18 protein-coding genes and 1 pseudogene are annotated in these 25940 nt (G+C 50.1%); 17 read left to right on the top strand and 2 right to left on the bottom strand.

Translation table 11 applies throughout. The annotated features are described in order from the left end of the window. Nucleotides 1-45 precede the first annotated feature (45 nt). The 12 genes and pseudogenes from guaA to LCD46_16520 all read left to right on the top strand — a co-directional run bounded on the left by guaA (nt 46) and on the right by LCD46_16520 (nt 19547). Nucleotides 46-1623, top strand: a complete 1578-nt coding sequence (guaA, locus tag LCD46_16575) for a glutamine-hydrolyzing GMP synthase (GenBank protein UOY69671.1) — start codon at nt 46-48, stop codon at nt 1621-1623. A 306-nt stretch (nt 1624-1929) separates the two neighbouring features. Beyond that, a complete protein-coding gene (locus LCD46_16570; GenBank protein UOY69670.1) occupies nt 1930-3120 on the top strand; it encodes a tyrosine-type recombinase/integrase in 1191 nt (396 codons plus the stop codon). A gap of 1270 nt (nt 3121-4390) precedes the next feature. Further along, nucleotides 4391-5359 (top strand): IS5-like element IS903B family transposase, encoded by a 969-nt coding sequence (locus LCD46_16565; GenBank protein ID UOY69669.1) that lies wholly within the window; start codon nt 4391-4393, stop codon nt 5357-5359. Between the two features lie 112 nt (nt 5360-5471). Then, nucleotides 5472-5576 (top strand): annotated as a pseudogene (locus tag LCD46_16560) (bacteriocin microcin). 358 nt (nt 5577-5934) lie between these two features. Continuing rightward, entirely contained in the window at nt 5935-6354 is a 420-nt protein-coding gene (locus LCD46_16555; GenBank protein UOY69668.1) for a HigA family addiction module antidote protein, read from the top strand. 283 nt (nt 6355-6637) lie between these two features. Then, the gene (locus LCD46_16550; GenBank protein UOY69667.1) at nt 6638-9403 is read left to right on the top strand and encodes a class I SAM-dependent DNA methyltransferase; all 2766 of its coding nucleotides are present in this window, start codon (nt 6638-6640) and stop codon (nt 9401-9403) included. A gap of 89 nt (nt 9404-9492) precedes the next feature. Beyond that, a complete protein-coding gene (locus LCD46_16545; GenBank protein UOY69666.1) occupies nt 9493-11445 on the top strand; it encodes a DEAD/DEAH box helicase in 1953 nt (650 codons plus the stop codon). Then, entirely contained in the window at nt 11438-12616 is a 1179-nt protein-coding gene (locus tag LCD46_16540; GenBank protein ID UOY69665.1) for a GIY-YIG nuclease family protein, read from the top strand. Before LCD46_16545 ends, LCD46_16540 begins: the two co-directional genes overlap by 8 nt. Nucleotides 12617-12913: 297 nt before the next feature. Beyond that, nucleotides 12914-14476: an AAA family ATPase gene (locus tag LCD46_16535; protein ID UOY69664.1), complete on the top strand. Its 1563-nt coding sequence runs from the start codon at nt 12914-12916 to the stop codon at nt 14474-14476. Further along, nucleotides 14461-15492: a DNA helicase UvrD gene (locus LCD46_16530; GenBank protein ID UOY69663.1), complete on the top strand. Its 1032-nt coding sequence runs from the start codon at nt 14461-14463 to the stop codon at nt 15490-15492. The genes LCD46_16535 and LCD46_16530 overlap by 16 nt, the downstream gene beginning before the upstream one ends. Nucleotides 15493-16317: 825 nt before the next feature. Continuing rightward, nucleotides 16318-17598 carry a DUF262 domain-containing protein gene (locus LCD46_16525; GenBank protein ID UOY69662.1) on the top strand — a complete coding sequence of 427 codons (1281 nt, stop codon included), beginning with the start codon at nt 16318-16320 and terminating at the stop codon, nt 17596-17598. Next, nucleotides 17595-19547 carry a DUF262 domain-containing HNH endonuclease family protein gene (locus LCD46_16520; protein UOY69661.1) on the top strand — a complete coding sequence of 651 codons (1953 nt, stop codon included), beginning with the start codon at nt 17595-17597 and terminating at the stop codon, nt 19545-19547. The genes LCD46_16525 and LCD46_16520 overlap by 4 nt, the downstream gene beginning before the upstream one ends. A 351-nt stretch (nt 19548-19898) precedes the next feature. On the opposite strand, the gene LCD46_16515 is transcribed toward LCD46_16520, so the two are convergent. Next, on the bottom strand, nt 19899-20117 hold the full coding sequence (locus LCD46_16515; protein UOY69660.1) for a hypothetical protein: 219 nt from the start codon (nt 20115-20117) through the stop codon (nt 19899-19901). Nucleotides 20118-20353: 236 nt separating this feature from the next. Between LCD46_16515 and LCD46_16510 the strand changes: the two genes are divergently transcribed. From LCD46_16510 to LCD46_16495, 4 genes are all read left to right on the top strand, one after another. Continuing rightward, on the top strand, nt 20354-20839 hold the full coding sequence (locus LCD46_16510) for a GNAT family N-acetyltransferase (GenBank protein UOY69659.1): 486 nt from the start codon (nt 20354-20356) through the stop codon (nt 20837-20839). 311 nt (nt 20840-21150) lie between these two features. Continuing rightward, entirely contained in the window at nt 21151-21459 is a 309-nt protein-coding gene (locus LCD46_16505) for a YcgJ family protein (protein UOY72986.1), read from the top strand. 218 nt (nt 21460-21677) lie between these two features. Beyond that, entirely contained in the window at nt 21678-22874 is a 1197-nt protein-coding gene (locus tag LCD46_16500) for an NAD(P)/FAD-dependent oxidoreductase (protein ID UOY69658.1), read from the top strand. Then, nucleotides 22874-23251 carry a DUF1641 domain-containing protein gene (locus LCD46_16495; protein ID UOY69657.1) on the top strand — a complete coding sequence of 126 codons (378 nt, stop codon included), beginning with the start codon at nt 22874-22876 and terminating at the stop codon, nt 23249-23251. Before LCD46_16500 ends, LCD46_16495 begins: the two co-directional genes overlap by 1 nt. A 55-nt stretch (nt 23252-23306) precedes the next feature. On the opposite strand, the gene LCD46_16490 is transcribed toward LCD46_16495, so the two are convergent. Further along, nucleotides 23307-24140 (bottom strand): MurR/RpiR family transcriptional regulator, encoded by an 834-nt coding sequence (locus LCD46_16490; protein UOY69656.1) that lies wholly within the window; start codon nt 24138-24140, stop codon nt 23307-23309. Nucleotides 24141-24432: 292 nt separating this feature from the next. Between LCD46_16490 and LCD46_16485 the strand changes: the two genes are divergently transcribed. Further along, on the top strand, nt 24433-25938 hold the full coding sequence (locus LCD46_16485) for a CoA-acylating methylmalonate-semialdehyde dehydrogenase (GenBank protein ID UOY69655.1): 1506 nt from the start codon (nt 24433-24435) through the stop codon (nt 25936-25938). The last annotated feature ends 2 nt before the right edge of the window (nt 25939-25940 follow it).

Here is a 25940-nt window from a genome sequence, read left to right as displayed (position 1 = left end):
GCCGGGCGCTCTGTTTTTGTTTCACTTGCCTCGGAATTAGCGTCAATGACGGAAAACATTCATAAACATCGCATTCTCATCCTGGACTTTGGTTCTCAGTATACTCAGCTGGTGGCGCGTCGCGTACGTGAACTGGGCGTTTACTGTGAACTGTGGGCGTGGGATGTCACGGAAGCACAGATTCGCGAATTCAATCCAAGCGGCATCATCCTTTCTGGCGGCCCGGAAAGTACTACCGAAGAGAACAGCCCGCGCGCACCGCAGTACGTGTTCGAAGCTGGCGTGCCGGTATTCGGCGTTTGCTACGGCATGCAGACCATGGCAATGCAGCTTGGCGGCCACGTCGAAGGTTCTAACGAGCGTGAGTTTGGCTACGCGCAGGTAGAAGTTGTCACCGACAGCGCGCTGGTGCGCGGTATCGAAGACTCCCTGACCGCAGACGGCAAACCGCTGCTGGACGTGTGGATGAGCCACGGCGACAAAGTCACCGCCATCCCGTCTGACTTCGTGACCGTTGCCAGCACCGAGAGCTGCCCGTTCGCTATCATGGCAAACGAAGAAAAACGCTTCTACGGCGTGCAGTTCCACCCGGAAGTGACCCACACCCGTCAGGGTATGCGCATGCTGGAGCGCTTCGTGCGTGACATCTGCCAGTGTGAAGCCCTGTGGACCCCGGCAAAAATCATCGACGACGCCGTTGAACGTATCCGCCAGCAGGTTGGCGATGACAAAGTGATCCTCGGCCTCTCGGGCGGCGTGGACTCCTCCGTGACCGCGATGCTGCTGCACCGCGCCATCGGCAAAAACCTGACCTGTGTCTTCGTCGACAACGGTCTGCTGCGTCTGAACGAAGCCCAGCAGGTTATGGACATGTTTGGTGACCATTTCGGTCTGAACATCGTTCACGTGGAAGGCGAGCAGCGCTTCCTGGACGCGCTGAAAGGTGAGAACGATCCGGAAGCGAAACGTAAAATCATCGGCCGTGTGTTCGTGGAAGTGTTCGACGAAGAAGCGCTGAAGCTGGACGACGTGAAATGGCTGGCGCAAGGCACCATCTACCCGGACGTGATCGAGTCTGCGGCATCCGCAACCGGTAAAGCACACGTTATCAAATCTCACCACAACGTGGGCGGCCTGCCGAAAGAGATGAAGATGGGTCTGGTTGAGCCACTGCGTGAGCTGTTCAAAGACGAAGTGCGTAAGATCGGTCTGGAGCTGGGTCTGCCGTACGATATGCTCTACCGTCACCCGTTCCCGGGTCCGGGTCTGGGCGTGCGTGTGCTGGGCGAAGTGAAGAAAGAGTACTGCGACCTGCTGCGTCGCGCGGACGCGATCTTCATCGAAGAGCTGCACAAAGCTGACCTGTACAACAAAGTGAGCCAGGCGTTCACCGTGTTCCTGCCGGTTCGCTCTGTAGGCGTAATGGGCGATGGCCGTAAGTACGACTGGGTTGTCTCCTTGCGTGCGGTAGAAACCATCGACTTCATGACCGCGCACTGGGCGCATCTGCCGTATGACTTCTTAGGCCGCGTGTCTAACCGCATCATCAACGAAGTTAACGGTATTTCCCGCGTGGTGTATGACATCAGCGGTAAACCACCAGCTACGATTGAGTGGGAATGATTTAACGTCTGGCAACAGCCTGCACGTAAAAGCAGTAAAGTACCTCTAAGCCCGCGTAACTGCGGGCTTTTTTGTTTTTGTATCTGGCACTTTCTGGCAGCTGTTAGCAACGGGAAGCACGGTTTTTTCAATGGAATTTTTGATGGTACTCTCTGGTTTCGAATTCAGGTTTGAAAAAGTACCATGTGATAAATTTCGGTTGAGTTATGGTATTTATTTTTTATAACTCAATTAAAAACAGAGAGTTAAACAACTTTTCTGAATTTTTTACAACATGGTATTTTTGATAAAGGAAAACAATAAAACATGTTGACTGACACCAGGCTGCGTCACCTTAAGCCGAAGGAGAAACTCTATAAAGTTAATGACCGTGATGGTCTGTATGTTGCGGTCACTCCGGCTGGAACTATTTCATTTCGTTATAACTATTCAATAAACGGAAGACAGGAGACCGTTACTTTTGGCCGCTATGGTGTTGGAGGGATCACGCTTGCAGAAGCGCGTGAACGGCTCAATGAAGCTAAAAAAATGGTTGCCAGTGGAAGATCGCCAGCGAGGGAAAAAGCTAGAGATAAAGCTCGTATCAAAGATGCGGAGACTTTTGGTGCATGGGCTGAGAAATGGTTACGCGGTTATCAAATGGCTGAATCGACGCGTGATATGCGGCGTTCGGTATATCAAAGGGAGTTGAAGTCAAAATTTGCGCAGCAGAAATTGACCGAGATTACACATGAAGACTTACGCGCATTAACCGATAACATTGTCGAGAGAGGGGCACCGGCGACAGCTGTGCACGCCAGAGAGATTGTATTGCAAGTCTATCGCTGGGCTATTGAGCGCGGTCAGAAGGTTGAGAATCCCGCTGATCTGGTACGGCCTGCAAGCATAGCGAAATTTGAGCCTCGTGACAGGGCATTGACGCCAGTTGAAATTGGTCTGATGTATCGGTACATGGAACGGGTAGGAACGACGCCATCAATCAGAGCAGCGGTTAAACTTTTGCTGTTAACGATGGTACGTAAAAGTGAGCTTACTAACGCAACCTGGAACGAGATCAATTTTAGTGAGGCATTATGGACGATACCAAAGGAGAGGATGAAACGACGTAATCCACATTTGGTTTTTCTTTCCAGACAGGCAATGGATATTATGATTGCTCTCAAAACCTTTGCCGGTAGCTCTGATTTTATCCTTCCTTCGCGGTACGATTCCGATGCGCCAATGAGTAGCGCTACTTTAAACCGGGTTTTGACACTGACGTATCGTCTGGCTCAGAAAGAAGGGGAGTTGTTACCTAAGTTTGGTCCCCATGACTTACGGCGTACTGCCAGCACCTTGCTACATGAGGCCGGGTACAATACTGACTGGATTGAGAAGTGCCTTGCCCATGAACAAAAGGGGGTACGAGCTGTTTATAACAAGGCTGAATATCGTGAGCAGAGGGCCGAGATGCTACAAGATTGGGCGAATATGATTGATGAATGGACTAGTAAGTAGTTAATAATCAGTAATTTAAGTGGGTATACTTCTTTTATCTACGCCAGGAGAGCAATTTTAGTCGCTAAAATTTACTGAATCTTTACTGGTTTTATCTGGATTGCATAAAAAAGAAAAATAAAAGTGCCTGAGTTGTCTGTAATTATACAATGGATGAATCAATACCCTAAGACCGGCTGGCTATTGCTGTGTATCTATATTGCACTCGGTGTAGTTCGTCACAGAGTAATTAATGCTGAATCTGGAAGTGTATTTCGTGGACTACTCAATCTTAGGAAGCGCCGGCTAGAGCAAATGCTGACACAGCCATATTTGAATAAAAATGCGGTCCGTCTGGCAAAGCGTGAGCTTCGTCAGCGCAGCCTTTATCGGCTCACAGGCTTGTATAATTATCGGCTGCAGGATTTGGCTGTAATAATGTGTGATCGTTATGGGTTGCGTGCTGGTTATCTCAAGCCGTGGCGTAACTGGCTCGAAGAACGGGATGGACGGATTGTGTTCAACAGGAAATGGCATTGTTTTCGCTGGCGTCTTTTTCTGGTAGGTCAGATTGTAAACACAGTTCTACTAATATTATTCATTATGTATATAGTTTCTCATTCTTCGGCCGAAATGATCGCACCGCTTATGTTACTCTTCATGCTTGTATGGTGGTTTCCTTGGCTAATGATCACCTCGGTACCTACCCCTAGGTGGACTCGCGAAATGGAAGTCTATCTTGAGAAATTTAACGCTGAACAGACCATGGTTTAAACTGTTCTTTGTTACCATGCATTCAGAGTGAATTGTCAGAGTTTTGGAAGATTCCATCCTACGAGTAATACTCACAAGGTAATTCACATAATCCATAGGTTAAGTCATAAGCTTCTTGACCCTACATCAGAAGACGAATTTTAGCTGCTAAAAGTTTGGGCATATTTGGACTAAAATGCCACCGACATGATTCTAATAATTAAGCCAGTACCTAATGAGCCAAGAGAAGACAACTGTAAACGCCCCTTGGCTTAGACTAGCTTTCAGGAAAGCGAATGCTTTTTATGGTCAGGGACAAGTAAGGGGATGAGCCATTGCATAACCATAAAACCAATTCGTTCTATGTCATTACAGATCGGCTTCAGTGATTTACTGGTGAGGTAGTATCACTGTGATCCGTTTTGTATAACGCTTACAGCTGCGCTACAAACAATAAACTATAATACTGTATTTTCAAAATCATCAATTTGAAGCAGGGTAATCGCGGCTTTGTTGAATAAATCGAACTTTTGCTGAGTTGAAGGATCAGATCACGCATCTTCCCGACAACGCAGACCGTTCCGTGGCAAAGCAAAAGTTCAAAATCACCAACTGGCCCACCTACAATAAAGCCCTCATCAACCGTGGCTCCATAACTTTCTGGCTGGATGATGAAGCTATTCAGGCCTGGTATGAGTCAGCAACACCTTCTTCACGAGGCAGACCTCAGCGCTATTCTGACCTTGCCATCACGACTGTGCTGGTCATTAAACGCGTATTCAGGCTGACCCTGCGCGCTGCGCAGGGCTTTATTGATTCCATTTTTTCTCTGATGAACGTTCCGCTACGCTGCCCGGATTACAGCTGTGTCAGCAGGCGGGCAAAGTCGGTTAATGTCAGTTTCAAAACGCCCACCCGGGGTGAAATCGCACACCTGGTAATTGATTCCACCGGGCTGAAGGTCTTCGGTGAAGGCGAGTGGAAAGTCAAAAAGCATGGCCAGGAACGCCGCCGTATCTGGCGTAAGCTGCATCTCGCCGTTGACAGTAAAACACATGAAATCATCTGCGCTGACCTGTCGCTGAACAACGTTACGGACTCAGAGGCCTTCCCCGGGTTAATCCGGCAAACCCACCGGAAAATCAGGTCAGCCGCCGCCGATGGCGCTTACGATACCCGGCTATGTCACGATGAACTGCGGCGTAAGAAAATCAGCGCGCCTATCCCACCCCGAAAAGGTGCGGGTTACTGGCCCGGTGAATATGCAGACCGTAACCGTGCAGTGGCTAATCAGCGAATGACCGGGAGTAATGCGCGGTGGAAATGGACAACAGATTACAACCGTCGCTCGATAGCGGAAACGGCGATGTACCGGGTAAAACAGCTGTTCGGGGGTTCACTGACGCTGCGTGACTACGATGGTCAGGTTGCGGAGGCTATGGCCCTGGTACGAGCGCTGAACAAAATGACGAAAGCGGGTATGCCTGAAAGCGTGCGTATTGCCTGAAAACACAACCCGCTACGGGGGAGACTTACCCGAAATCTGATTTATTCAACAAAGCCCCTCTGCATTAAAGGCAGCGTTTGAGTCTGCGCAAGCTGCCATGGCCGAGGAATCTGGTTCAGGCGGTGGAGGCGGTTCCGGTGGAGGATTTGGCGGCGGGGAAGATACCGGTTCTGTAGATACTTCTGGAGGCCAACCCTCAGGCAGTTCCGGTGGTTCGTCAGCAGGGAGCAATTCAGTTAGCGCCAGCGGAGGAAGTCAGGGGTTTGCTTCATTCTCACGAGCTGGCCGCATGGCAAGCCATATGGGAAGTAGCATGGCTAACGGAGCTGCTGAATACCAGACAATGAAGCGAAGTAGCGATTCTTCTCGTGTCCAACGGACTATTGGAGGGGAGTTGGCGACTCAGATACGTAAACAAACAACTACTCGTCGGGATAACCGCGAACATTATGATTTTGTCGGAGATAGCTTATCCGGCAATAATAAATCTTGAATCAAGCGCGTCAGTTTACGGGGGAGCGCGAGCTGACGCATTCAGTGAGCGAACTTTTCTTCTGCAACTCAATGGAAAAACTATGTCCAAGACTCCAGATTCACGGTTACGCAATGAGGGCTTTCGCAAAGCAGAGGCTTCCCTGAGACTTGAAGGAATGGACCCCAGTGGTACGCCACTGTACGAGTTCATTAAGGCACGTATTATTTCAGGTGAGCTGACGTATGAGCAGGGTCGTTCGGAGATTCTTGCATATTACACAAAAGTAGATACCGCAGGGCCTGTGACAGTGGGAGAGATGCTGGCAGAGGAATTTTTAAAACCGCTGAACATGTCTCATGATGCTTTAGGGGAAGCTATGGGGATTTCTCGTCAGGATGTTGAAAACATCATCTGCGGTATGCGTCGTCTTAGCGATGATGAAGCTCGCGTTCTTGCTAAGATATTTGGGACAGACGATGACTTCTGGAGCAATCTTGGGGCGTTGCAAGATTTTCAGTAACAACGAAGGAAATTATCAATCCACTGCTACCTAATATGTTATGACACAGCTGCCCCTCAAGTGTCATGAAAGTTAGAACATTTTTTCGAAGTTACAATTCTCACCATAATAGACAACAGTGTTTTGTGAAAAGCTGAGTAGGAGCCTGAATCTGCTATAGCGTCTGGGCCTAATCTGTTAAACTTGCTGCCAAAAATTTCCAAGAAAACCTCGGATATGACATGAGTTTACTGCACACCAGTAGCAGCAGGGCGGTCACATGCCAATGGAGAGCTGTACGCAAATGAACGCTGTAGAAATTGAGCAAGCTATCACGGATCTTGCGGAACAACCCTTTGATCCTATAGAGTTTCCTTATGCTTTTCTTGAAGCCTTTGGTAACAAGGAAACGACTATCAAACGCCTGCGCGCCGGGGCATCGAACAAGTCCGATTTGGGCGGTGTTCTCCAAACCAACAACATCCACATTCTAGCCTGTGAAACAGGGCAGGTAACGCAGATGCTGGCCGCGCTCAAAGCCAGTCCGGCAACAGGTAAGGCCAAGGCAAAGTTCATCCTTGCCACGGATGGCAAATATTTTGAAGCCGAAGATCTCAACAGCGGTCAGACTGTCGCTTGTGCCTTTGAAAACTTTCCCGATCACTTCGGCTTCTTTCTGCCGCTGGCAGGTATTACCACAGTTCGCCAGATTAGTGAAAATGCCTTCGATATTCGAGCTACTAGCCGTCTAAACCGTTTGTACGTCGAACTACTGAAAGATAACCCTGAATGGGGTACTGCGGTGCGTCGTCACGACATGAACAAATTCATGGCGCGACTAATTTTCTGCTTCTTCGCCGAAGACACCGATATTTTTATCGGAAAGGGGACCTTCACCGATACTATTTCACAGATGAGTGAGCGCGACGCTTCCAACACGCACGATGTCATCGCCACTCTGTTTCGCGCTATGAACACCCCGTGTAATGAGCGTGCTGTCGCCGGTATTCCTCGCTGGGCTATAGATTTTCCTTACGTTAACGGTGCGTTGTTCTCGGGTAGTGATGAGGTTCCGCGTTTTAGCCGTATTGCACGTTCCTATCTACTGCATGTTGGCAATCTGGACTGGACCAGAATCAACCCTGACATCTTTGGCTCGATGATTCAGGCCATTTCCGAAGACGAAGAGCGCGGTGAGCTGGGCATGCATTACACCAGCGTTCCCAATATTTTGAAGGTACTTAACCCGCTGTTTCTCTATGATTTGCGTACGAAGCTAGAAGAGGCTGGTGACAACCCGCGTGCCTTGCTTAACCTACGCAAGCGCATTGCCAGAATAAGAATTTTCGACCCAGCTTGCGGTTCTGGCAATTTTCTTGTTATTGCTTACAAAGAAATGCGTGACATTGAGGCGGAGATCAATCGGCGTCGTGGTGAGCCAGATAGAAGGTCGGAAATACCGATCACCAACTTTCGTGGGATCGAGTTGCGTGATTTTCCGGCAGAAATTGCGCGCCTTGCACTAGTTATCGCAGAGTACCAGTGCGATGTGCTGTATCGGGGCTTGAAGCTCGCGTTGGCTGAGTTTCTGCCTCTTCGAAACGATAACTGGATCACCTGCGGTAACGCGTTACGAATTGACTGGTTGAGCGTTTGCCCTGCGACTGGAACCGGAGTGAAGTTGCAGTCAGAAGACCTTTCTGAGACGCCGATCGATCAGGCAGAGATCGACTTCGAGAATGAAGGGGGGGAGACGTACATCTGTGGCAACCCTCCGTATGTTGGGCGTCGCAATCAAACTGCTCAGCAGAAAGAGGAAATCAAGTTTGTACTTGGGAAGAAGGTGAAATCTAGTGCATCGCTAGACTATGTATTTTGCTGGATTGAGAAAGCAGCAGACTATGTGCTTCAGACACGTTGCAATTTCGCATTTGTAACAACAAACTCGGTGTCACAGGGCACTCAAATTCCCATTTACTGGCCGCATTTATTCTCGAAAGGGCTGCAAATCAACTTTGCTCATCGCTCGTTTCGCTGGAGCAACAATGCATCCGACAACGCTGGAGTGACCTGTGTGATCCTTGGAATTGGTCATCCGCAGCAGCCAAAGGTCATCTTCGATGATCTCCAGCGTTATGAGGTAGCCCACATCAATGCATATCTAACAAGCTCTGATGTGCAGGTAGTGGAAACAAGAAGTACACCGATTTCACCGCTTGCTCGGATGAACTATGGAAACCTTCCCGGTGATGGAAATTTCTTGACGTTGAGCATGTCGGATCGAGACCGACTACTACAAGAAAACCCTAAGTTTGAGCGGATCATATTGCCGCTATATGGCGCTAAAGAGTTCATTCGGGGATTGCAACGTTATTGCTTATGGATTGACGAAGATCAACTTGAATTTGCTAGTCAGAGTGAGTTTGTGCGGTGTCGGTTGGAAGGTGTAAGAAGAATACGCGAGGAAAGCTGTGACTCGAGCTACAACGCGCTGGTAGACCGGCCACATCAATTCCGTGACAGAAATTTAGCAACCAAATTGACTATCCTTGCGCCTACAGTGAGCTCTGAAGTACGGGAGTACCTCCCGGTTGCGGTACTTCCTGGTCGGACGGGAACAACTAATCAGGCTTATGCACTCTACGACGCTCCGCTCTGGAACATGGCAATTCTTGCCAGCCGCTTACATTTGGTATGGATCGCAACCGTATGCGGTAAGCTGGAAACGCGTTACCGTTATTCCAATACCCTCGGCTGGAACACCTTTCCTTTGCCTATATTGACCGAGAAAAACAAGGTCGATCTTACCCGCTGCGCTGAAGAAATCCTGCTAGCACGGGAGCATCACTTCCCCGCGACTATTGCGGACTTGTACGACCCCGCAAACATGCCTGCTGATTTGCGAGCTGCGCATGACCGCAACGACGAAGTGCTAGAACGCATCTACATCGGTCGTCGCTTTAAGAATGACACAGAGCGGCTTGATAAGCTGTTCGATCTCTACACCAAGATGGCTGCTTCGGCTGCACCAGCCAAGGGCAAGAAGCGTAAAGTGGGAGCCAACATATGAGCGCCAAGATTAAGTCAGTACCGTCCGTTTCCGTTACCTATGCACGCAATGGATCATCGACTAGGGCTAATATCCTTGGGATGCGGCCTATGCAAGAGCAGGCTTATGAGAAGCGCGGAGAACAATACCTACTTATCAAGTCGCCTCCCGCTTCCGGCAAAAGCCGCGCGCTGATGTTCATCGCGCTCGATAAACTTGAAAACCAGGGACTCAAGCAAGCCATTATCGTTGTGCCGGAGAAATCCATCGGTGCAAGTTTTAATGATGAGCCACTATCGCATTATGGCTTCTGGGCTGATTGGCATGTCGAACCTAAGTGGAACCTGTGCAACGCGCCCGGTAACGACAACGGTGGCAAGGTGAAATCTCTCGGCACATTTCTGGAAGGTAGCGACAAGGTGCTTGTTTGCACACATGCAACCTTTCGCTTCGCGGTCGATGCCTACGGCATAGAAGCGTTTGACGATCGCCTGATCGCGGTCGATGAATTCCACCATGTGTCAGCTAACCCGGATAACAAGCTTGGTCAGCATCTGGGGCAGTTTATCGCGCGGGACAAGACGCACATCGTTGCCATGACCGGATCCTACTTCCGGGGTGATGCGGAGGCCGTGTTGGCTCCCCAGGATGAGTCTAGGTTCGATACCGTCACCTACACCTATTACGAACAACTCAACGGCTACGAATACCTCAAGCAACTCGACATCGGCTACTTCTTCTACAGTGACTCCTACGTCGATGACATCCTCAATGTACTCGATCCTGACAAGAAGACCATTATCCATATTCCCAACGTCAATTCGCGCGAGAGTACGAAGGATAAAATCAAGGAGGTGGAGCACATTCTCGGCGAGCTTGGCGATTGGCAAGGTGCAGATCCTGCGACTGGTTTCCAGCTAGTCAAATGCCTCGATGGCCGAATGTTGCGTATCGCCGACTTAGTGGACCCAACTAGTCAAGGCAAGATTCAGGAAAGCCTTCGTGCTGTAAAAATGAAGACAGATCGTGACTATGTGGACATAATTATTGCACTTGGTATGGCGAAGGAAGGTTTCGACTGGATCTGGTGCGAACATGCGCTGACAGTTGGGTACCGAGCCAGCTTGACTGAGGTCGTGCAGATCATCGGTCGCGCCACTCGCGACGCGCCCGGTAAAACCCGCGCGAGATTTACTAACCTGATCGCCGAGCCGGACGCTTTAGAAGGCGCGGTTACAGAGGCAGTCAATGATACCTTGAAAGCCATCGCGGCAAGCCTGCTGATGGAGCAAGTCTTGGCTCCGCGCTTCGAGTTCAAGCCTAAGAACCCAGAAAGCGGTCCGACCCCAGGTTTTGATTATGGTGAAGGAGGGTATGACCCGGATAACTGCAATTTTGGCGTTAATGAGCAGACAGGGACATATCAAATCGAGATTAAGGGACTTGCCGAGCCCAGGAGCAAAGAGGCGGCACGCATCTGCCAGGAAGATTTAAATGAAGTGATCGCGGCCTTTGTGCAAGATAAGCCCGCCATCGAACGTGGACTGTTCGACGAAGAGCTCATTCCCGAAGAATTAACACAGGTTCGTATGGGGAAGATCATCAAAGAAAAGTATCCTGAACTTGACGCTGAAGATCAGGAGGCTGTACGTCAGCATGCTATCGCCGCCCTTAATCTTACGCAGCAGGCCAAACGTCTTGCCACCGGTGAGAACGATGGAACGCTTAATACTGCCCTTATCGACGGAGTGCGTCGCTTTGCGATGGACGTACGCGATTTAGACATAGATCTTATCGACCGCATCAACCCATTCGGTGAAGCCTATGCCATCCTTGCTAAGACGATGAGCGAAGATAGCTTGAAGCAGGTCGCGGCTGCCATCTCGGCCAAGCGTACCTCGATCACGCCTGAAGATGCCAAAGTGATCGCGAAGCGTGCCGCTGAATTCAAACGTGAACGTGGACGCCTCCCGTCGTTAACTTCGCCGGATGCTTGGGAAAAGCACCTTGCCGAAGGGGCAGCCGCTTTTATGCGTTTCAGGGCGGAGGGGCGTTATGAGTAAATCTGATCTAGACGATTTGGCTAATGAACTTGCCGAGTTTGCACCTCCTGAGAAGAAAAAAGGACGTCCAGCCAGCGAGGAACGCATCATCGCAGGTTTTGAGGAAATCCAGCGCTTCGCTGACCAACATGGGCGTGCGCCGCAACACGGTGAAGAGTGTGAGATCTTCGAGCGCCTCTATGCAGTGCGGCTCGACCGTCTACGCAGTCTCCCAGATTGCCGTGCCTTGCTAGAGCCACTGGATCAACAGGGCTTATTGGCTAGAGGGGACGAGGTAGCGAAGTCAGTGGACGAAATTATCGATATCGATAATCTGGCTGCCGAACTGGCGGATGTTTCCAGTGAGGACGATATAACAGTCTTGCGTCATGTTCGTGCTAGCGCCGAAAAGCGTACTGTACAAGGTATCGCGGATCGCAAACCGTGCGAAGATTTTGATGTGTTTAAACCGCTATTTGAGCAGGTGCGCAGTGATCTAAGTTCAGGCTTAAGAGTGACTCGACCTTTTGGGCAGTATGCAACGATTGAAGTGGGCCATTGGTTCATCCTGGATGGTCAAACGGCTTATGTGGCTGAAGAAGGTGAAGAGTTTGATTCGCCACAGGGGAAGAAAGATGCTCGGCTGCGTGTCATTTACTCGAATGGTACGGAAAGCAACCTACTTCGGCTGTCATTGGTTCGTGCCTTGTATAAAGACGAAACAGCACGCCGAATTACCGATCCAGACATGGGGCCTTTATTCAGCGATGCTCTAGAAGAGAGCGATCTTGAAAGTGGCACCATCTATGTGTTGCGTTCGCTATCTGATAACCCTTATGTGGCTGAACATCGTGATGTCATTCACAAGATTGGTGTGACTGGCGGCAAGGTAGAGACTCGTATTGCCAATGCTGAACACGATTCCACCTATCTATTGGCGAAGGTCGAGGTGGTAGCTTCATACAAGCTCGCTGGCATCAACCGCACCCGGATGGAAAACCTGTTTCACAGGTTGTTCGCACCCGCTCGGCTTAACATCACCATTAATGACCGTTTCGGCCATCCTGTGCAGCCCGAAGAATGGTTTCTCGTTCCGTTATTCGTCATCGATGAGGCTGTTGCACGTATCAAGGATGGTAGCATCATTGGGTATGTCTATGACCCCATGTCTGCGAAGCTGGTGAAGGAATAGAGCAGCGAAAATGTTGACTTGTAGGCCAAGTGTTGCCGGAAAAAGAAAGGCATGACAATGCTCAGGATGACCTGGGCCGAATAGTTTTTCATCAACGTTTAAGCTGCGGCCGAAATGATCGATGAGCGGCTGAGAGTTGGAGGAGTTACCCGTTTCATTGCTTGGATGAAGTTTCTGCGTGATGTGTTAGAGGATATTGGCATAGGGGCTGTCCAGTTTTGAAGCCGGTTGAAAAGGACAGTCAATATCGGACAAAGTACGTGCTTTGGCCGACACCGTGTAGGCTAAGGAGTGAATATGTCGGTAATAAAAAAAATCGTGATCAAGAATTTCAAAAGCATCTCCGACCTGACTCTTGAGTTCGACGCAGGCAAGAACGTATTGATTGGTGACAACGAAACGGGTAAGAGCAGCGTGCTATTGGCATTAGATCTGACACTTAGCGCAAGTCGCAGCCGAGTTGAAAACATAGGCTATGAAGCCCTGCTAAATCAGAGTGCGGTGCAGAATTTCTTGGCAGGGCCAGCGAGACTGGATTTGCTTCCCGAAGTTATCGTGGATGTTTTTCTGGAAGAGGGCGATGACCAAGGTTTTTACGGTACCCAGAACGTTCTAGGAACACAGACAGATGGCCTGCGCATGGCGATTGTCCCCTTGATTGAAGAGTTCGGCCAGACAATTGTCGATCTGCTCAAAGCAAACAAAGATAGCTTTCCTTTCGAGTATTACAGCGTCAAGTTCTCAACGTTCTCCGGGGCACCTCACGTCAGCTACCGGCGCCCGGTCAAACACCTGATGATTGACAGTTCTCGTATCGATAGCGAATACGCTGCTCGTGAATACACCCGAGCGGTGTTCGGATTCCATGCCAATGTGCCGGATCGCTACCGCCTCGAAAATCGCTATCGGCAAGGCAAAGAAGCTTTTGGTCGAGAGAGTCTGAGGGACTTGAACAATGCGCTTGGTGATTATCAGTTTGCCTTGCGAACAAGCTCTCGCGCCAACCTTGAAACCGACTTGGTGATCACCAAAGACGGTATCCCTATAGAGAATCGTGGCAAAGGTGAGCAGTGCTTCATCAAGACCAATTTCGCCCTGCAGAAATACGAGGAAAAAGGGAGCCTGAATGTGCTTCTGCTAGAGGAGCCCGAAAACCATCTGAGCCACACGAATATGAAACGCTTAGTTGAAAGACTGGCGGATACGACGGGTACTCAGTTGTTCATTACGACGCACAGTAGCCATATCTGTGCTCGGCTCGATCTACGCCACGCGTTACTGCTTGGATCAGGCCGTGCGGGACGCTTGAAAGACCTGTCGGAGCCCACTGCAAACTTCTTCATGAAAGCACCCGATAACAACGTCCTTGAGCTTGCTCTCTCCAATCGAGTCATATTGGTCGAGGGAGATGCAGAATTTATCCTTATGGAGCATTTCTACAAGCAACTGGCAGGCCATCCTCCTCAGGCTGATGCCGTGCACATCATCTCGATCGGTGGAACGAGCTTCAAACGCTACTTGGAACTCGGAAAGCTCCTGAGTATCAGGATCGCCGCAATGCGGGATAACGACGGCGATTACCAACAGAACTGTGTAGCGAACTACGAAGGCTACCTGTACGCGTCGGCCAAGATTTTTGCCGATACAAATCCTGATCGAAGCACTTTTGAAATTGGTCTCTACAGCGACAACCAGCAAACCTGCGATGATCTTTTTGCTGCAGGTCGAAAAAAACTGACCGTTCAAGAGTACATGTTGAAAAATAAAGCGGATGTCGCTTTCGAGCTGCTGACCAAGAAGGCCGCTGAGCTGATCGCCCCGAAATACATACAGGATGCGATCGAGTGGATAAGAGCGTAATTTTTTCCGTCGCAGGATCTGGAAAAACCAGCCTGATCATTGAGGGGCTCAGCCTTGATCAGCGGGCATTGATCATCACTTACACGGAGAACAATCACCTGCACCTGCGCAACAGGATCATCCAGAAATTTGGGATGATCCCACCCAACATCACACTCACGACATACTTCTCGTTTCTGCATGGGTTCTGTTATAGGCCCTTGATGCAATTGAAGCTAAGGACCAGAGGCATAAATTTCAGGCGTCCGCCCAATAGACAGTTCCGCTTGGACGATCTCAATCGGTATCGCGATGGCGGCGGTAGGCTCTATCACTGCCGCCTCGCCAAACTGCTACAGGTCATGGGGGCTATACCGGATGTGCGTGCCCGCCTGGAGCGCTTTTACGACTACCTCTACGTTGACGAGGTGCAGGATTTTGCGGGCCACGACTTCAACCTGCTACTGGAGGTTTCACAAGCGAATATTGGCATAAGGTTCGTCGGTGACTTCTACCAACATACCTTTGATACCAGTAGAGACGGCGCGATAAACAAAAACCTTCACGACGATGTCGTCCGTTATGAGAAACGCTTTCGTGATGCCGGCATCACGGTAGACAAGGAAACCCTGAGCCGTAGCTGGCGATGCACAAAAATGGTCTGCGATTTCATTAGTGCAAAGTTACAAATTCCGATGGGTGCTCATGAGGAAAGGGGCAGCCGGATCATTACGGTTGATGATCGAGACCAAGCGAACATGTTGCATGCTGATCCAACCATCGTGAAGCTGTTTTTGAGCGAACACTACCATTACGGATGCTACTCAGAAAATTGGGGGGCGAGTAAGGGCATGGATCACTTTAACGATGTTTGCGTTGTGATGGGCCCGGGTATCTGGAAAGACTATTTGGCAGAAAGGCTACACCAGGCAAACCCGCAAACCCGCAACAAGCTGTACGTTGCCTGCACTAGGGCGCGGGGTGACCTGTATTTCATGCCCGAGAAGCTATTGAGAGCGTTTAAACAGAGGAAATAGCCGGTTGCAACGTTGAATCGGTTCAACATCGGTTGCTAAATGATGAAGGCTTTTGGCCGGTTTCTGTCAATCGTGACATGTGGTGGCGGGCAGAAACGAGCGGTCATGTAGTGGCCTGAGCAGGTTATTTTAGGCATGAGGGCATCTACGGGCTAGGGCGGTTGATGAAGACTGTTGTCACGATGAGGCAATGGAAGAGCTTTTCAAGGCCGATTTTCTTATGCTGTGGAGCTGCTGGCTGAGATTGCTCGTCAGCTTATTTGGGGGAGTTGGTCATCTTGGAAAGGCAGCAATTGGCAGCTTTTGACATGATAGAGGTTAATCCGACATTCTTAAATGTTTTTACTATGCATGGTACTTTTCATGGCTTTTCGGTTATGTCGCATATTAAGTATATGTTACATAAGAACTTAATAAGTTTGTTTATAATCGAGTGGGAGTGAGGCTATTATTTAGCCTATTGTTTTATTTGATTTAGTGAGTGCCATTGATGATATGACTGCATTATCAATGGCATTTTTTATGGTTTAAGGCCGACGCTGAATCGAAGATATAGCAAATACCATGTGACCGTATCAGCAAATGCCATGGTATCGACAACCGGGTGCATTGCAGCGCTGTGCTGATGCCATCGATGCTCGCTTTGATCAGAACCGCTCTCTCGACCCATGCCCCAGATCGTTAAATATGCGCCAGAGGAGCACCTCGTGATAGAAATTGTGAACAAGACAGCCGCCACTCGGAATCGAAGTATCCATATAGGTGAATAAAGTTTGCGGAAAATACGCTGAGAAAATAGAAAAGCGTCAATGAAGGGACATAGGAATGGCGATTAACGGAGAGAACGGTGTTAGTGCAGTCACCGTGGATGAACTACTCAAGCAAGGCCTTCGGATACCGAACTATCAACGCCCATACAGTTGGGATGTATCGACTGCTCTACAACTGGTGGATGATATCAGCGAAGCTCTTCGAGATACCGAACGAAAAGATATTCCCTATGTTTTGGGTGCAATCATTCTTCACGATGATGGTGAGTATCTCAATGTAGTCGACGGGCAGCAGCGCCTGCTGACTTTGCGAATGATTCTTGCGGCCTTAGATCCGATAAATCATCAAATTTCGATGTCTGGTAACAGCGAAACTCCTGTCTCCCTAGTTTGGATAGAGCTTCAAAGGCGCCTGTCGCAGTTGGAAGATAAAAAAGAGTTTTTGGATTTTATCTGTCACAAATGTCAGTTGGTGCGTATTGTGACGGACGATATTGATGAGGCATTTCGTGTCTTTGATTCCCAGAACTATCGCGGCAAACCGCTTGCCCCTCACGACTTGCTCAAAGCACACCACCTGCGCGAAATGCACGATGAGTCCGCTGCTATGAAAGTGGCTGTCGTTGAGGCTTGGGAAGCCGTAAACGATGAGGATCTGGACAGGCTTTTTTCTACTTTTTTATACCGGATATCCAAGTGGTCACGAGGCGAAAGCTCGCTCGAATTTACTATTCGGGACATCGGCATGTTCAAGGGCATTTCATCACGATCCCACAGGTCATTTTCGCCAAATCTGCGATATCACCTTGCAGCACAAGCCGCTATGCCACTTCTAAGTGCATGGTCGGTATCCTCTACACATGATGCACGAAATGCCGGGCGCAGCCGCTTTCAGCTTGATGCCCCGATAATCGCAGGACGCTCATTTTTCGAGATGGTGACATTCATGCTTGACGAATTGAAGATACTGGAACAAGAGGTTATTGACAGAGGTTTCAAAAACTTTGGCCCATCTCAAAGTCGCTACCGCTACGTGTACGAATTGTTCATTGCCGCGCTGCTTTGCTATACAAACAAGTTTGGCGATGAAGATGTAGATGAAGTGCGAAATAGGTTATTCGCATGGGCATATGCCTTGCGGGTCGAGTTACTTCGTGTGCAATTTGTATCTGCTGACAACCGAGCGCGAGGTAAAAACGATGCAAATAAATCGCCTTTTGTTTTGCTACGTAATGCGATGACTGGAAGTGTTGTCCGCAAACTTCCAATAACAAGTAAGCCATACAGCGATAACCACGAAAAGGAACTCGTTGCTTTTATCAAGGGGCTGCAATGAGCAAGAAGGAGTTGAAACCTGAACTGTTAACAGTAGGCAAGTTATTCACTGACAATTATCTGATTCCTATTTATCAACGGAACTATGCGTGGCGGGCCGAACAGATTGAGCAACTTATTAGCGATATTCAAGACTCGGTGGTAGGGGGCCAGGACAACTATTTTCTTGGGAACCTTGTTGTAATCAAGCGGGGTAGAGAGGATGAGTTCGAGGTCATAGATGGACAACAACGACTTACAACCCTCTATCTGCTTCTTACCTTCCTGGAGCAAGACGGTGAGGGTGAGAAGCCGTCGGTTGGCCATGCAGGCCACTTGCAATATGAGTCGCGCGCACGGGCAACTGAGGCCCTGCTGCGAGTAGCACAGGAGGCGGCTAAGGAGCACGTTCGACCGCAGGGCTCCACGAGTAATGCAGATGCTGGCATTCATGAAGGCTACAGCATCATCAATCAGTTCTTCAAACAAAATGAAAACCTTAATCGCTCACGCGAAAAATTCTCCGATTTCTTGCTAACGAAGGTGACTGTCGTCCGTGCCTCGCTGCCACCCAATACCGACCTCAATCGCTACTTCGAGATCATGAACACTCGTGGGCAGCAACTCAAGCAGGTTGATATTGTTAAGGCTCGCCTGATGAGCAAACTGCCCAATCAATATGAACGCGAATGCTTTGCGTGGGTTTGGGATTCCTGTGCTGACATGGATTCTTATGTCCAGATGTCTCTGACCCGTGGTGACACAAGTTTGCGAAACAAAGTATTTGGTCATGAATGGTCCTGGCTGGAGGTGACCAGCTTCTCTTCGCTAATGGAAAGTCGTCCGCAATCCGGCATCAATTCATCAAGGCAATCCTCCGAAGGGGTATCGTTGTCCTTGGATGAGGCGTTGTCAAAATACGCTAAAGAGCTCGAGTCAAATTCCACTGAAGACGAGGGCAACGAGCGGTTTCGTTCAACTATTGAGTTTCCGGCCTTTCTGCTACACGTTCTAAGAATTATGAAAGGCGATGAGGTCGAAGACGAAGGCCTGCTTGACGACAAGCGCCTCATCAAGTCATTTGACGACGCCGTAAATAATGTACCCGATGCTAAAGCCGATTGGGTGCGTAGTTTTGCATTTATGCTTCTCAAGTGCCGCAACCTCTTCGATGGCTTCATCTTGAAGCGTCAATTCACGGCAAACATCGGTGACGATGGCGATTGGTCTCTCCAGCGACTGAAAAAAGGAGGCGGGGACAAGAAGCCAACCCCGACGTACATCCATGTTTTCTCGGCCAGCAATGGAAGCTTAGAGGAGGACGGGAGTGCTGACCCACATACCCGAGATGTATTGCTGCTTCAGTCCATGCTTCGGATTACCTACACTTCTCCGCGAACGATGCACTGGATTACCAAAGTTCTTCGCTGGCTCTCCGTTAAAGCCCCTCGAGACGTGAAACATGCGGATCTTGCCGATTTGTTGAAGGGATATGCCCGCAGCAAGGTTAAAGAGACATTCTCCTTTGAGAAAGATCAGCAACCACAAGGGTTTGGTATCAGCCGTATCGTCTTTTCGTATCTCGACTATCTTCTGTTGAGTGACTCCTCAAAACGAGATTTCAAATTTCAGTTCAGAACTTCCATTGAGCACTTCTATCCACAGCATCCTGACAAAGAACAGTCGGGCGCGGTTGTTTCAGGTTCTAGCCTTAACCTGCTTGGCAACCTCGCGCTCGTAAGCGTCAGCGCGAACTCAAAATTCAGCAATAGCCTCCCCAGAGCAAAGGCCGAAAACTTCAAGGATACAATTGAACTTCAAAGTCCCAAGCTCAAGAGAATGGCGGAAATCACCCGAAATACAAACTGGGATGATCAGCAGATAACAGCACATCATGAAGCGATGGTGACATTGCTTCGTGATGATGTAAGTCTGGTGGAGGCAAGCGGAAGATCCAACCCAGGGCGTTGACTTCTTTGAATAACTGCTTTTGGACGAATATCCTTTGTGGTGTGCAAGTTGTCAGTCTAAAAGCGTTTTGCGTCGGGCGACACGATCAGTACAGTCTCCAAGTTTTCTTACCATGGTATTTTGTATGGTATCGACATGCAGATATAATGCTATTTTATTGATTTTATAGTGTTTTAAGACAGCATTGATCATCGAGTGGGAATGATTTCCCAACCGGATACGTCTGGTACTAACAGACTATAAAATATCTCTAAGCCCGCGGATAGCGGGCTTTTTTTTGGGCCATGGCTGGCAACATCATGCCAGGTTAGTGCCAGGAGCGGGCGTAATGTAAGGCTATCCATTAAATTCTTATTCGATGCGTTCCACATTTGGATGACGATCGGTTGCGGCTTCATGGAAAATGTCACCCAGCCAGCCGGCAATCTCACCTTCAGTCATATCGTCAGGAATAGCGATGTCATAGAGTCGAGAAAACTTTCTCTCCGTCAGGTCAGCACGAAATACCAGCCAGCGTTCATTCTTACGTTGAACGCCAATATGCCGTCCAAAAACGTTATATATCAGCATATGCAATCTCCGATCATGCTAGTGAGTTCCTGTATCTATGATACATACGTCAGATCAGGCCAGAGAGTGAATCGTACAAATATGAAAGGTCAGCGTCCGCTCCTTGCTAAAAATGCTTTAATCAACTATGGAACAACAGGGTTAGTTTAACAATTAGCAATAGAAACTTTTATTGCTATAGCTTTATTGCTTATATATTAATTTAAAATAGATATATTTTTCTTAAGGAGATATGCATGAGCATCACCATCTGCAAACCACACGAATATCCTGATTTGGTTGATATTTTTATCGAGATGGAACACTACTATAATCAGAAGCTTTGCTTGTCCCGTAATGACATGACCGTATATCTGAGGGACAAGGTCCTTGCCTTTGATTCTAATACCGAAGTTCACAAAGTGGTTTGTGATGGAGTAATAGCTGCGTTTTCATGTGTATCAGTGATGTACCCTTCACCACGTTTCAGCGGGCAAATGTTTATCAAAGAGCTTTTTGTTTCTGCACCTTTCAGGAGGAATGGAATTGGTAGAAAGCTGATGAGTTTTATAGCCTGTCGAGCACAAGAACGAGGGTGTTTACAACTCGATTGGTTATCTGTGGCAGCAGACCCATTGGCGCAGAAGTTTTATGAGTCCCTCGGAGCTCAGGTTATCAAGAGTGTTAACTATCACCGGGTTTTTGGCACAAAAATAGATGAGCTGGCCCGTAGTGCAGGCTGAAGTACTCTGGAAAAGAGACGCCCTGTTGATAAAAATAGCATAATGGTAAATCCGCTCCTCGCTCACACTGGACCCACCTGAATAGGGCCCTTACAATTACCCCCAACCTGAACTTTCGACGACCGTTTAGGTCAACAAAAAACTAAACAGGGCATTTCCAGTTGAAACTCAGAACCCTCCAGGGTTTTTCACCCTCATGATGGTTCCACCGCGCCCGGTGTAAAGCCGACACTCATTAACCAACGGAGGTTATCATCTTGAACAAGACAATACTCTCATGCTCTGTGGCCGCGCTGTTGGCTGTGTCCGCCATGTCCGCTCAGGCCAGGACCCCGGCCAAACTCCATTCGCCAGTGTCAGGCGTGCTCTGCGACCGATATGTATGCGCCAATGACAAGGGAATTTCCCGTGAGCTGACCGAGAAGTATCTCGGCAAGAAGGCTGCTGCAAACGAGGTGTTCACATCGAGCGATGTCGATCTGACCGAATTCACCTTTGCTAACGGCATTTTCTGCGATGTGAAGGAACGGCTGTGTCGTGAAGATCGCTATTATGGCGCCAACGGTCAGCGTTCCGGGGCGGTCTCTAAAAAGTACACAAAGCTGCTCTTTGGTGAATAATAATGATGAAAAAGAGATCTCAGGCAGAGGCTACGTTTTAGGGATATAAATTATATTTTGCAGTGTATATTTTAAATAATGATATGATTGCTGAAATTAAATATTTCATTAAGGATTGTATTGCGGAATATTGCTCTGTTACTACGCTTTAGCTGAGCGTAACAGTGAAGCGGTCTGGTTACGTGAATTCCCATTCACTACCATGAGCGAATAACGGAATGAAAAACCGCATAATGATTGTCGGTGGCGGGACGGGAGGGACGATTGTCGCCAACCTGCTGGCCAGGAAATTACGACGCGAAATTGCCGCCGGTCAGGTAGAACTGATGCTGATATCCGAATCACCGGTGCACTACTACAAACCCGCGTTTATGTACGTCGCGTTTAACCTCTTTCATCACCATGAGCTGGCCCGGCCTGAGCGGCAATTATTGAGTCCGGAAATTCAATTTATTACCGATAAAATAGAATCTTTCGATTTTAAACAACGCCGCTTATACAGCGCCAGTAAGAAACACTACGACTGGGACCTGCTGGTTATTGCTACTGGTTGCACACCTTTCCCTCAAAAAATCCCTGGCCTTGCTGAAGTGGGCGATCATTTTTACCAATACGCGGCGGCCAGACAATTAGCCCATAAACTTGCCACCATTAAAAAGGGACGAATCTTTATCACCGTCTCTTTCCCGGAAACCCCTAATGTGCCCCACCAGTGTGGGATCGCCCCCATCGAAACCACGCTGATGGTTGACGACTATCTGCGTCAGCGTGGTGTACGTAATCAGGTTGAGATTGTTTATACCTATCCGACCGTAGCGCAATTACTGCGAAACTGTCTGTTCCTGCAACGTCCGGTTGGGGAGGCGCTGGGGGATATTTTTGCTGCCAAAGGCATACAGCACCAGCGCGGTTTTACCTTAAGTCATGTCGATCCTGACAGCAAAATCGCGTATTCCGCCGAGGGCGATTCGCAGAACTTCGACATCCTGATGGCCACGCCTCCCATCAGGGCGGTAGAGGCGGTGCGTAATACGGGGCTCAGTGAGATTCAGAATGGAGAAGGCTGGTTGCCGACGGATCACCAGACGCTCGGCGTCTACGGGTTAGAAGGCGTTTATGTGATCGGCGATACCGTCGATCTCCCTATCAGTAAAGCTGGCGGGTCGTGCCATAACCAGGCCCCGATCATTGTCGACAATATTGTGGCGGAACTGTATGGCAGACCACCCGGAAGCGGTAATCATTACGATGGCCGGGTTCAGGCCGTCGCGCAGATGGGGCTCTGGGCGGGGATGCCGCTGGTATATGACTATCGCAATGATGTGACGCCGGTGCCTGCGACAAAACTCGGTGGCATGCTGCGAAACGGTTTTAACCGTGGACTGTATTGGGGTGTCGTGAGGGGGATGTTCTGATGAGCGAACAGGAACAATTGCTGAAAAATCTTGCTCCGCTTATGGCCGGCAATCGCCTGAATAATCTTGTTGATTTGCTCGCCCTGGTGGCGGACCTGCTTGAAATGACCGATAACGCGATGGTCGAAAAACTGGCCGGCGTTTTTGAAGATGTTGTGACTGTCGGCTGGGAAGGCGGAACTGCGCTACGCATGGCATGGGGAGAGCAAATTAACCGGGAAGGGGATGTTTCGCTTCGGCAGGTGTTCTCGATGCTGAACGATCCAGATACCCGTCGCGGCATTATGCTTCTACTGCGCGTTCTGCAGATTACGGGGCAACGCCTGAGTGCTCTCTCATCCGTAGACTACCCGGAGTGTACTGAAATAAAGAACTGACCAAAATGCCGGGGGGCGGCTGTGCCGTTCCCGGCCGGCAAAAGGGCAATGCAGACTATTTGTCCCCACTTCCCAACCTGTACGCCAGCGCCACCACCAGCGACTGCACCAGGCACAGCGTTGCTGACTGGGAGCGGAACGCATCCACCTGTGCCTCTTTCACCACAAAACAGAGATCGCTGAACGTCGCCAGCGGGCTGATCTGGCTATCCGTAATCACAATCTGACGTGCGCCAACGCTGGCGGCGGTTTCGCTGACCATCACCGTCTCTTCCGCGTACGGCGAGAAGCTGATCGACACCACAATATCTCGGGCCTTAATGCGGCTGATCTGCTCGCGCAGCATCCCCCCCATCCCGTCGAGCAGGATAGGGCGGCACTCCAGGTGGCTCAGGGCGTAGGTCAGATAGGCCGCGACGCTGAAGGAACGGCGTAAACCGGCGATGTAGATGGTGTCGGCATCGGCCAGCAACTGCACGGCGCGCTCCAGCATTTCTGGTTCGGCGCGGGCGGCCAGCTGCTGTAACGCCTGCGCATTCGAGCGGGCGAATTCCTGCAGGATATCGAGCGGCGTTTCCGGCACGGCCTCGCTCTCCATTTCGCGGAATAGCCGGGCGCGGTCGCTGTAGCTGGCGGTCTCCTCCACCAGGTTCATGCGAAACAGCTGTTTCATCTCGTTGAAGCCGGTGAAGTCGAAGGCGTTGGCGAAGCGGATGAGCGTCGATGGTGGTACGTCGGCGCGCTCGGCAATGACAGCAACCGTATCAAAGGCCACGCTGTTGGTGTTATCAAGCACATAGCGGGAAACCTGCTGCAGCCTCTTGCTCAGGCTATCGTAGCGATCGCGGATTTGCTGCTGCAGTTCGTTCAGGCTGGTTGCTGTCGTCATGTTATCCCCCAAATACAGTCATATGATTCTAAACGCAAAACCGCGTCTTTTAAATGTCGGCCATCCATCTGGCAGCAAAAATGAAACAGAAGCTTCAGTCATTTCCTCGCCCGAAATCCCTTAATAGCTCAGGCTGAGTCAGTGATGTTGGCTGTTAACATAAAAATCCATCCTTGATCACAATAATCATCATTTATTTTATTTCAACTTAAAATGGAATATTTGTTTCATATATAGTGTTCAGTACACAACGTTCAGGTAACAGTCACGTATCAACAGCGAGAGGTTAAGGATGGAGACGGTAGCGAATTTTATTCACGGCGAATGTGTCACCGGTTCAGGCCAGCGCGTTCAGGCGATCTTCAACCCGGCCACTGGTGAACAAATCCGCCAGGTGGTGATGAGCACGGCACAGGAAACCGAACAGGCGATTGCCGCAGCACAGCAAGCGTTTCCCGCGTGGGCGCGTTTTGCTCCACTTAAGCGCGCACGTGTGATGTTCCGCTTCAAAGCGTTGCTTGAAGAGAATATGGAGCGTCTGGCCCGTATCATCAGTGAAGAACACGGTAAGGTCTTCTCAGACGCAGTTGGCGAACTGACCCGTGGCCTGGAAGTGGTGGAATTCGCCTGCGGCATCCCGCATCTGCAAAAAGGTGAACACTCTGCGAACGTCGGCACGGGCGTCGACAGCCACTCGCTGATGCAGCCGCTCGGGGTCTGCGCCGGGATCACGCCGTTTAACTTCCCGGCGATGGTACCCATGTGGATGTTCCCGATTGCGCTGGCGACAGGCAACACCTTCGTGCTGAAACCATCGGAAAAAGACCCTTCACTCGCGCTCGCGCTGGCGCAGCTGCTGAAAGAGGCCGGCCTGCCGGACGGCGTCTTCAACGTGGTGCAGGGCGATAAAGAGTCCGTTGATGTGCTCCTGACCGACCCACGCGTGCAGGCGGTGAGCTTTGTTGGCTCAACGCCGATTGCCGAATACATTTACCAGACCGCGTCCGCCCACGGTAAGCGTTGTCAGGCGCTCGGCGGCGCGAAAAACCACTGCATTTTAATGCCGGATGCCGACATGGATATGGCGACGAACGCCATCATGGGCGCGGCTTTTGGGGCGGCAGGGGAGCGCTGTATGGCGCTTTCCGTGGTGCTGGCCGTGGGCGATAAAACCGCCGATGATCTCTGCGCCCGGCTGGAAAAACAGATCGCCGCGCTGCGCGTCGGGCCGGGGCTGGACCAGAAGCCAGAAAACGAGATGGGGCCGCTGATCTCCGCCGCGCACCGCAGCAAGGTGCTGGGCTACATTGACAGTGGCGAAGCGCAGGGGGCGAACCTGCGCGTGGATGGGCGTGGCTTCAGCGTGAAGGGTCACGAGCAGGGCTATTTCGTTGGGCCGACGCTGTTCGATAACGTCACTCCGGAGATGACCATCTATAAAGAAGAAATTTTCGGTCCGGTGCTTTCTGTGGTGCGCGTAGCAGATTACGCCAGCGCGGTGGATCTGATTAACCGCCACGAATATGGTAATGGCTCGGCTATTTTCACCCGTGACGGTGGCTGCGCGCGCCGCTTCTGTGAAGAGGTGCAGGCGGGCATGGTGGGGGTCAACGTGCCGATCCCGGTACCAATGGCATTCCACAGCTTCGGCGGCTGGAAGCGTTCCATCTTTGGTGCGCTCAATGTTCACGGGAACGATGGCGTGCGTTTCTACACCCGAATGAAAACCATCACCGCGCGCTGGCCGGAAATGCAGCAGGAGACAGGCGCTGCGTTCTCCATGCCGACGCTGGGCTGACA

Origin of the sequence: Enterobacter ludwigii (assembly GCA_023023105.1) — a bacterium.
Taxonomy (GTDB): Bacteria; Pseudomonadota; Gammaproteobacteria; order Enterobacterales; family Enterobacteriaceae; genus Enterobacter; species Enterobacter adelaidei.
This window is presented reverse-complemented; position numbering and strand designations above follow the sequence as displayed.

Coding starts and splice junctions, on each gene's coding strand:
- guaA (UOY69671.1), top strand. CDS start 46: ATGACGGAAAACATTCATAAACATCGCATTCTCATCCTGGACTTTGGT.
- LCD46_16570 (UOY69670.1), top strand. CDS start 1,930: ATGTTGACTGACACCAGGCTGCGTCACCTTAAGCCGAAGGAGAAACTC.
- LCD46_16555 (UOY69668.1), top strand. CDS start 5,935: ATGTCCAAGACTCCAGATTCACGGTTACGCAATGAGGGCTTTCGCAAA.
- LCD46_16550 (UOY69667.1), top strand. CDS start 6,638: ATGAACGCTGTAGAAATTGAGCAAGCTATCACGGATCTTGCGGAACAA.
- LCD46_16545 (UOY69666.1), top strand. CDS start 9,493: ATGCAAGAGCAGGCTTATGAGAAGCGCGGAGAACAATACCTACTTATC.
- LCD46_16540 (UOY69665.1), top strand. CDS start 11,438: ATGAGTAAATCTGATCTAGACGATTTGGCTAATGAACTTGCCGAGTTT.
- LCD46_16535 (UOY69664.1), top strand. CDS start 12,914: ATGTCGGTAATAAAAAAAATCGTGATCAAGAATTTCAAAAGCATCTCC.
- LCD46_16525 (UOY69662.1), top strand. CDS start 16,318: ATGGCGATTAACGGAGAGAACGGTGTTAGTGCAGTCACCGTGGATGAA.
- LCD46_16520 (UOY69661.1), top strand. CDS start 17,595: ATGAGCAAGAAGGAGTTGAAACCTGAACTGTTAACAGTAGGCAAGTTA.
- LCD46_16515 (UOY69660.1), bottom strand. CDS start 20,117: ATGCTGATATATAACGTTTTTGGACGGCATATTGGCGTTCAACGTAAG.
- LCD46_16510 (UOY69659.1), top strand. CDS start 20,354: ATGAGCATCACCATCTGCAAACCACACGAATATCCTGATTTGGTTGAT.
- LCD46_16505 (UOY72986.1), top strand. CDS start 21,151: ATGTCCGCTCAGGCCAGGACCCCGGCCAAACTCCATTCGCCAGTGTCA.
- LCD46_16500 (UOY69658.1), top strand. CDS start 21,678: ATGAAAAACCGCATAATGATTGTCGGTGGCGGGACGGGAGGGACGATT.
- LCD46_16495 (UOY69657.1), top strand. CDS start 22,874: ATGAGCGAACAGGAACAATTGCTGAAAAATCTTGCTCCGCTTATGGCC.
- LCD46_16490 (UOY69656.1), bottom strand. CDS start 24,140: ATGACGACAGCAACCAGCCTGAACGAACTGCAGCAGCAAATCCGCGAT.
- LCD46_16485 (UOY69655.1), top strand. CDS start 24,433: ATGGAGACGGTAGCGAATTTTATTCACGGCGAATGTGTCACCGGTTCA.